The organism is Rhodoferax sp. (assembly GCF_039922535.1).
Lineage (GTDB): Bacteria > Pseudomonadota > Gammaproteobacteria > Burkholderiales > Burkholderiaceae_C > Rhodoferax_B.
Genome location: NZ_JBDTEM010000227.1, coordinates 1 through 8,091, shown reverse-complemented (window position 1 = coordinate 8,091; position 8,091 = coordinate 1). Strand labels below are relative to the sequence as shown.

8 protein-coding genes are annotated in these 8,091 nt (G+C 66.4%); 5 read left to right on the top strand and 3 right to left on the bottom strand.

Annotated elements, in window-relative coordinates:
* The 4 genes from ABI213_RS10930 to ABI213_RS10915 all read left to right on the top strand — a co-directional run.
* A partial coding sequence (locus tag ABI213_RS10930; protein ID WP_348027036.1) for a hypothetical protein occupies positions 1-188 on the top strand: 188 nt, incomplete at its 5' end.
* Between the two features lie 37 nt (positions 189-225).
* Positions 226-1,260 (top strand): formylglycine-generating enzyme family protein, encoded by a 1,035-nt coding sequence (locus tag ABI213_RS10925; protein WP_348007070.1) that lies wholly within the window; start codon positions 226-228, stop codon positions 1,258-1,260.
* A complete protein-coding gene (locus tag ABI213_RS10920) occupies positions 1,257-2,039 on the top strand; it encodes a MetQ/NlpA family ABC transporter substrate-binding protein (RefSeq protein ID WP_348007061.1) in 783 nt (260 codons plus the stop codon). The genes ABI213_RS10925 and ABI213_RS10920 overlap by 4 nt, the downstream gene beginning before the upstream one ends.
* Positions 2,036-2,863: a YkgJ family cysteine cluster protein gene (locus tag ABI213_RS10915; RefSeq protein WP_348007062.1), complete on the top strand. Its 828-nt coding sequence runs from the start codon at positions 2,036-2,038 to the stop codon at positions 2,861-2,863. The genes ABI213_RS10920 and ABI213_RS10915 overlap by 4 nt, the downstream gene beginning before the upstream one ends.
* Positions 2,864-2,876: 13 nt before the next feature.
* On the opposite strand, the gene ABI213_RS10910 is transcribed toward ABI213_RS10915, so the two are convergent.
* Positions 2,877-3,260, bottom strand: a complete 384-nt coding sequence (locus tag ABI213_RS10910; RefSeq protein ID WP_348007063.1) for a DUF1801 domain-containing protein — start codon at positions 3,258-3,260, stop codon at positions 2,877-2,879.
* 298 nt (positions 3,261-3,558) lie between these two features.
* Positions 3,559-4,452, bottom strand: a complete 894-nt coding sequence (locus ABI213_RS10905) for a LysR family transcriptional regulator (protein ID WP_348007064.1) — start codon at positions 4,450-4,452, stop codon at positions 3,559-3,561.
* A 105-nt stretch (positions 4,453-4,557) separates the two neighbouring features.
* Here ABI213_RS10905 and ABI213_RS10900 point away from each other — a divergent pair, with 105 nt between their 5' ends.
* Positions 4,558-6,540 carry a zinc-binding dehydrogenase gene (locus ABI213_RS10900; protein WP_348007065.1) on the top strand — a complete coding sequence of 661 codons (1,983 nt, stop codon included), beginning with the start codon at positions 4,558-4,560 and terminating at the stop codon, positions 6,538-6,540.
* A 160-nt stretch (positions 6,541-6,700) separates the two neighbouring features.
* Here ABI213_RS10900 and ABI213_RS10895 read toward each other — a convergent pair whose 3' ends face one another.
* Complete coding sequence (locus tag ABI213_RS10895) at positions 6,701-7,981, bottom strand: MFS transporter (protein ID WP_348007066.1); 1,281 nt, start codon at positions 7,979-7,981, stop codon at positions 6,701-6,703.
* Positions 7,982-8,091 lie beyond the last annotated feature (110 nt).

The following is an 8,091-nucleotide window of genomic DNA, read 5'->3' as shown; positions in this document are numbered from 1 at the left end:
GGACCGAACCCCCCATTGGCCCGGCCGACGGCCACTGGCAGCTGTACGACCTGGCCAAAGACCGGGGCGAAAACAACGACCTGGCCGCCAGCAACCCCAGCGTCATCGGCGGCCTGGTCGCCGACTGGAAGGCCTATCTGAAGTCGGTGGGCGGTGTCGAACCGCTGCGGCCCGCAGGCTATTACTAAGTACGAAGACCAAGCGAGCAAGACCATCGTGAACCGTCTGCGTTTTTTGACCCGGCGCTCCGCCGGACTGGCCGGGGGCGCCGCCATGCTGGCGCTGGTCGGCGCGGGCCTGGCCTTCTATGCCAGCGCAGCGCGCACCCCGGTGGGGCCACCGCTGGCGGCGCTGGGCTCGCCATCGCAATGCGCCTCCTACGGGGGTCTGCCCCTGCAGTGGCAGGTAGATGCGAAGGCCGGCATGGTGCCGCTGCCCGGCGGCAGCTTCACTTTTGGCAGCACCCAGGGCTACCCCGACGAGCGGCCTGCGGCGGCGGCACCGGTGCAGGTCGCGCCGTTCTGGATCGACCAAACCGAGGTAACGGTGGCGCAGTTTGCCTCGTTTGTACAGGCCACGGCCTACGTGACCGAGGCCGAACACCAGGGCGGTGCGGTGGTATTCCATACGCCCACCGCCGCCGAAATGGATGCCCGCCCCTACGCCTGGTGGAGCTTTGTCAAAGGGGCCGACTGGCGCCATCCCGGCGGGCCGGGCAGCTCGATTGCCGGCATGGACCACCTGCCCGTGACCTTCGTCACCAAGGCCGATGCCCTCGCCTACGCCCATTGGCTAGGCCGCGACCTGCCCACCGAAATCGAGTGGGAGTACGCGGGCAAGGCCGGGCGCAGCGGCGACGCGCTCGACACCGCACCGCTCGATGCCGCAGGCCAACCCACCGCCAACTACTGGCAGGGCATGTTCCCCGCATTCAACGCCAAGCAAGACGGCTACGCAGGCCTGGCGCCCGTGGGCTGCTTTGCCGCCAGCCCGTTTGGCCTGCACGACATGATTGGCAACGTGTGGGAATGGACGCGCGACCGCTACACCGGCCCGCACCAGCCCCACATGAACGGCGACACGGCGGCGGTGGCCGCCCCGTTCCACACACCCAACGAATCCACGGTGATCAAGGGCGGCTCGTTCCTGTGTTCGCCAGACTTTTGCGTGCGCTACCGCGCGTCGGCCCGCGAATCGCAAGAGGCCGACCTGGCCACCGCGCACATCGGCTTTCGCACCGTGCTGCGGGAGGTGCTGTGAAGCGCCGGTCGTTGCTGGCCCTGGGCTTGGGTGCCAGCGTTGTGAAGCTGGGGGCGCAGCCACGCAGCGTGTCGGTCGGCGTGCTGCCTGGCCCGCACGCCGAGATCATGGCGGTGGTGCAGCGGATGGCCGCCGATGCCGGGCTGGACCTGCGCCTGGTCGCACGCGACGCGGGCCAGGGTTTCAACGCCGAGGTGCTGGCGGGCACGCTGGACGCGGCGTGTTTTCAGGATGCCGTGGCCTTTAACGCCGAAGCCGCCCGCCACCCCGGCGCACTGGCCATCGCCACGCCCACCGTCACCCTGCCCTTCGCGTTGTATTCCCGGCGTGTGGCCCACCCACGGCAGTTGCCACACGGCGGCACGCTGGCCATTCCGCGTGAACGGGCGGCGGCATCGCGCGCCCTGGTGCTGCTGCACAACTTCGGCCTGATTGAACTGCGCGATGGCTCGGGGTTGACCTCCACCCCGCGCGACGTGGTGGGCAACCGCTACGGATTCAAGTTGGTAACGCTGCCGCTGGAGCAGTTGGCCGCTGCGCTGCAACGGGTGGATGCCGCCGTGATCGACCGGCCCCACGCCGAACGCGCCGGGCTGCAGCCGGGCCGCGACTCTATCGGCCTGGAAGATGCCCGCAGCCCCTGGACCGACGTGCTGGTGGTGCGCGGTGCAGACCGTGGCGCGGCCTGGGTCAACACCCTGGTCGCGTCGTACCGGTCGGAGCCCGTCAAGCGCTTCATCCTCGACCATTTCCAGGACTCGGTGCGTCGACCGTGGTGAACACCACCATCTCGTTTGCCTGCAGCGCATGCGGCAAGTGCTGCAACTCGCCGCCCATGATGACGGTGCCCGAGCTGTTCCACCACGAGAACCTGTTTGTGGGCACCCTGGGCGTGCGGCCCGGTGCCGCCGGGGCGTTCGACCTTGTCACCCAGGGCCTGGACTACCCGGCCAACGGAGCCTGCCCGGCCCGTGGACCGGAGGGCCTGTGCAACATCCACCACCACCACAAACCGGCCATGTGCCGCACCGTGCCGCTCGACCCTTTCCATACCGATGCCACGCAGCACCAGGTGCTGCTGCACCGGCATACCGGTGCGGGCTACATCGGAGCCGAGTGCATCGCGCCCGGCGAACGCGAGGACATGGCCGTGCTGGTGGCAAACGGTGCGGTGGTAGACCCCGGCTACCGCCAGCAGTTGCACACGCACCGGCAGCTGCTGGCCGAGGAGCGTGATCTTTGGGGCACCGCCGTCACGCACATGCTGCGCGGCCAGGTGCCGCCTGCTCCACAGGGTGGTAGCGGTGGAATGCTGACCCTGCCGCTGGTGCCCATTTTGTCGGTACTGGCCGCCTGGTCCGAAGCCTGCCGCCTGCGCTGCTTGCGCTACGTGCAGCAGCAGTGCGCCTTGCTGGACCGGCAGATCGGCCTGGCGCTGCAACGCAAGCGCGAGCAGGACCGCGCGGTGACGGCAGAGTTCCGCACCTACGCCGCAGCCTACCGCCGCCTGGCCGAGGCGCTGGCCCGCGATGCTGCGCCCCTGGCGGGCTCGGCCCGCGATGGGGCCCGGGCCGAAGCCTACCTGGGTCTCACTGGCGTGTAGGCGCGGGCCTGCATCAGGAACAGTTGTGTGCGATGGCGGCGCGCAGCAGTGTGGTGAAAGCCTCTGCATCGATGGTATCGCCCGCGTGCAAGTCGATCGCGCGCCGGGTATTGCCTTCCAGGCTGGCGTTGAACAGGCCTGACGGGTCTGGCAGCGCAGCGCCCTTGGGGAAGGTCAGTTTGACGGCGCTTTTGTAGGCCTCGCCGGTACACAGGATGCCGCCGTGCGACCAGACCGGAACGCGCCACTTCCACTCTTCGACCACGCCAGGATCCGCCTGCAGGATGAGGGTGCGGACCTGGGCCAGCGTCTGGCCGCGCCAGTCGTCCAGCGACTGGATTCTGGCGTCGATCAACTGGGAAGCCGACTCGCCCGGAGCCGCTGCGCTGTTTTTCATATCCGTCCTTGCATATCTGCCTGTGGCCGAAGGCGGCAGTTTAATCGTCGCCTCTGCAAGGCCTCAGCGCGAACGCAGAGCAAAGCTTGTGCGGCCAGACGCCAAGGCATTCATCTATCGCACATTGCCGCAGAACTTGGACGCAGCGGCTGGCGTGTATGCCGCGCGTGCGGCAGTTTGCCTTGTCAAGTCGCTGCAGATGGATCTGGATTTGCTGCACTTTTGATAGCTTCCGCCGCAGGTAGTGTTTGCGCCACAGGACTAAAAGCCTTATAAATCCAGCAGCCCGCTGCGCCAGCTACGCATGCCCCCGCAGATGCGCGCTGATGCAGTCTATGAACAGCCGCACCCGCGACGGGATCAGCCGCGATTCGAGGATGGCATAGACCGGTATCGATGCCACACTCCAGCCGGGTAGCACGCGTTGCAGGCGGCCGGTCTTCAGGTCGTCACCCGCGTCGGGGCCGGCGGACACTGCGATACCCATGCCGAGCCGGGCCATGGCCTGGCACATGCCCACGTTGTTGGCGGTGTAGCGCCCAGTGACCGGAACGGAGATCGTCTCGGTGCCGGCACTCAGCGTCCACTGGCTGGCCTGCCGCACGGCGGCCTGCACCAGGCATTGGTGCTGCGCCAGGTCGTGCGGGTGGTGCAGCGGCGGCGCGGTTTGCAGGTAGCCGGGCGACGCGTACAGGTAGCGCGGCAGCAGGCCGATCGGACGGGCGATCAGCGTGGACGGTGTGGGCGGTGGTGCACCCATGCGGATGGCGCAGTCAAAGCCGTCGCTGACCAGATCGACGCGGCGGGAGGTCAGGTCCATCTCGAAGTCGATCAGCGGGTAACGCTCGCCAAACGCCTGGATGGCCGGCGCCAGGTAAGAGATCGCCAGGTCCACCGGCATCGACACCCGCACCACGCCGCTGGGGCGCTCGGCCAGCTCCAGCAGCGACTCGTGGGCGACGCGCGCTTCGGCCACGATGCCCTCGCAGCGGCGGAAATAGGCCTGACCGGCTTCGGTCAGCTCGACCCGGCGGGTAGAGCGGTGCAGCAGGCGCACGCCAACCCGTTTTTCCAGCTCGGCAATGCGGCGCGACAGGGTGGAGTTGGGCATGCCCAATGTCTCAGCGGCGCGCCGAAAGCCCTTGGCTTTGGCCACCTCGACAAACAACTCCATGCTGCTCAAGAATTCCATGTTGATTGCTCCATGAGTGGATCAGTGATTTCATATTAGGCTATTTATCTCACAGGGGAAACAGTGGACTATCACTACTCCTTCAACTTTTACGAGATATCCACCATGAAATCCCTGTTCACACCCACACGCATCGGCCGCACCACCTTGCGCAATCGTCTGGTAATGGCACCGATGACGCGTTCGCGCGCCGACGACACCACCGGCGTACCGTCACCGTTGGCCGCCACGTATTACGCCCAGCGCGCCAGTGCCGGCCTGATCCTCACCGAGGGAACCTTCCCATCGGCGATGGGCAAGGGCTATGTCAGCACGCCGGGCATCCACAGCGACGCCCAGGTGGCCGCCTGGAAGCTAGTGACCGACGCGGTGCACGCCCGCGGCGGCCGGGTGTTTTTGCAGCTGATGCACACCGGGCGCATCTCGCATCCGTCCATGCTGCCTGGCCAGGCGCTGCCGGTGGCACCGTCGGCCATCAAACCGGCGGGCCAGTCTTACACCGCCAGCGGCCTGCAGGACTTCGTCACGCCGCGGGCTTTGGCGACAGACGAGGTGGTGGCCACGGTGCGCGACTTCGGGCTGGCCACGCGCCGTGCGCTGGAGGCCGGCTTTGACGGCGTCGAGCTGCATGCCGCATCGGGCTATCTGCCCGAGCAGTTTTTATCGTCCAACACCAACCAGCGGAGCGATGGCTACGGCGGCTCGCTGCCGAACCGCGCACGCTTCATTCTGGAGGTGCTGGCCGCTATGGTTCAGGAGGCGGGCAGCGACCGCGTCGGCATCAAGATCTCGCCAGAGATGGGCTTTAACGACATCCACGACGCCGATCCGGTGCAAACCTACGCCTACCTGGTAGAGCAGCTGGCAGCGTTGCAACTGGCCTATCTGCATGTGGCCGGCTCCAAGTCAGCGTTTGACTACCACGCCCTGTTGCGGCCACTGTTCTCCGGCGCGTATCTGCTGGGCGGCGGCCTGACCCGCGACAGCGCCGCGCAGCGCATCGCCCTGGGCCAAGCCGATGCCGCTGTGTTTGGCAGCGCCTTTCTGGCGAACCCCGATTTGCCGCTGCGTTTTTTGCGCGGTGCCGCGCTGAACGCGCCGAAGCCAGCGCTGTTTTATGCGCCGGTAGCCGAAGGTTATGCCGACTACCCGACTCTGCCCGAGAGCAATGTTGCACTGCGCATCCACGCCTACGGCGGCGCCGACGTGCTGCAGCAGGATGCTGTGGCCGCGCCGCTACCCGCAGCCGGCGAGGTGCTGGTGCAGGTGCATGCCGCCGGCGTTAACGGCCTGGACTGGAAGATCCGCGACGGCCTGGTGCGCGATGTGTTTCAACTGCCGCTGCCGGCCACCTTGGGCCTGGAGCTGGCCGGCGTTGTGCTCAGCGTCGGCCCTGGCGTGCAGGGCTTTTCGCCAGGCCAACGGGTGATGGCCGCGCTCGGCGGTCTGGGGGCTTATGCCGACCAGATCGTGCTGGCGGCAGACAAGCTGGCGACCATTCCCGAGGGCCTCGACGACGTTACGGCTGCTGCCATTCCGGTGGCGGCGCTGACGGCCTGGCAGGCATTGATGGAAGCCGGCAAATTGCAGGCCGGTGAAACCGTGCTGGTGCATGGCGCAGCCGGTGGCGTTGGCAGCTTTGCCGTGCAGTTTGCGCGGCGTGCCGGAGCCCGCGTGGTGGCGACCGCGCGTGGTGTGAACGCCGACTATCTGCGCCGCCTGGGCGTAGATGAAGTCATCGACTACCAGACCACGCCGTTCTATGACGCCACTGGCAACATCGACCTGGTACTGGACTTGGTCGGTGGCGCAACGCTGGCCCGCTCCTGGGAGCTGCTGTCAGACAAGGGCCGGATCATCAGCACGGCGGCGCCCGAGATCGCCGGCCTGGTGCCACCTGGCAAGCAAGGTGCCTGGTTTGCCATGCGTGCCGATGCCCGGCAGTTGGCCGACATCGCTGCACAGGTAGCGGCCGGTGACTTGCAGGTGGCGCTGGCCGAAGTGGCCACGCTGGACCAGGCTGCCGCAGCGATTGAGCGCAACAAGACCGGCCATGCGGCGGGCAAGACGGTGATTCGTCTGCGTTGAATGCGGGCTCCAGCGGCTGCCAAACCGCTGGATGCTATTAAAAAAATAGCTCGCAGCGCAGGTTCTATAAGCGCTAGAGGCCTAAATGGCTTGCGCATACTGCACCTGTGCGAGCGGCTATCCCATCCATAGCATAGACAAGTTGTAGGGCGGCCCGCCCCTACACCAGCGCAGGCTGGGCCAGTGCCGCCGCCGAGCGCATTCGCACACCCCGGTTCACCCGCCAGGCCATCACCGCCGCCACCACCGTGGACGTGGCCACCACGTAGCCAATCACCGGGAAGTGCTGCAGCTTGCCGTCGGCACCCAGCGACACGATGTGGCCCGCCACCAGCGAAGCCATACCGCCCGAAAGCTGCTGGATGGCGGCGCTGATGGCGTTGAACGAGCCGCGTTGCGTGGGGTTGGGCACCGAGGTGACCAGCGCCTGGAACGGGATCATGCGGGAGAAGATGCCGATGAACATCACCACATTGACCACCACCACGGTGGCCAAAGGCACGGTGTCCAGATGCGTATAAACCAGCACCATGACGATGGTCAGCGCGCTGCCCGCCATGAAGACCCGCAGCTTGCCAAAAGCGTCCGCCGCCTTGCCCACCAGCGGGCCGACAAAGATGGTGCACAGGCCGGTGATGAGGTAGATGGTCGGCAGATGCTCCAGCGAAATGCCCAGGTTGTGCACCGTGAAAGCGCTGCTGAAAGGCATCAGCATGAAGCCACCGGTGGTCAGCAAGGCGGTGGTGGCAAAAGCCGTGAGGTAGCGCGGCTCGCTCACGGTATGCAGCAGGTGCATGAAGGCGCTTTTCTCCTGCGGCACCCGCAGGTGATCGGCCACCGGCTGCATGCGCCAGGCAATCACCAACCCGCCCACGGCCCCAAAGATGGCCATGGCGATAAACGGGGCGTGCCAGCTCCAGCGGTTCGACAGGTACAGGCCCATGGGCAGGCCCAGCACCTGGCTGGCGGCAAAAGCGGTCTGGATCACCCCCATCACCCGCCCGCGCAGCTGCGGCGCAAACAGGTCCGTGGCGATGGCCAGCACCACCGAACCAATCACCCCGCCAAAAATGCCGGTAACCACCCGGGCCGCCAGCAGCATCTCGTAGGTGGGGGCCAGCCCGCACCACAGCGTAGCTAGCACGAAGCCGGTGTAGAAAAACAGCAGCAGCTTCTTGCGGTCAAACCGGTCGGCAAAACCTGCGGTGAGCAGGCCCGACAGGCCCGCGCTGAATGCGTAGGCCGACACGACCAGGCCAAACTGGCGCGGCGTGATCTGCAGCGCGGGCATGATCAGCGCGCCCAGCGGCGACATGATCATGAAGTCCAGAATCACGGCAAACTGCAAAAACGCCAACAGCCCGGCCACAAAGGTCTGGTAGCGGCTGAACTTGGCCGGGTGTGGTGTCGGGATGGCGGCGCTGGGGGGCGTAGATGGCATAGTGCGGAGGTGAAGAAGTGGAGAAGCGATAAGCTTGCCTATTAACATAGGCTCCTATTCATATTAATATAGCATCCTATGTAGTCAAACCCCATGAACGATCCCCACAT

Excerpts from the sequence above, each read along its gene's own strand:
- ABI213_RS10895 (WP_348007066.1), bottom strand. The coding sequence starts at position 7,981 with ATGCCATCTACGCCCCCCAGCGCCGCCATCCCGACACCACACCCGGCC.
- ABI213_RS10905 (WP_348007064.1), bottom strand. The coding sequence starts at position 4,452 with ATGGAATTCTTGAGCAGCATGGAGTTGTTTGTCGAGGTGGCCAAAGCC.
- ABI213_RS10900 (WP_348007065.1), top strand. The coding sequence starts at position 4,558 with ATGAAATCCCTGTTCACACCCACACGCATCGGCCGCACCACCTTGCGC.
- ABI213_RS10910 (WP_348007063.1), bottom strand. The coding sequence starts at position 3,260 with ATGAAAAACAGCGCAGCGGCTCCGGGCGAGTCGGCTTCCCAGTTGATC.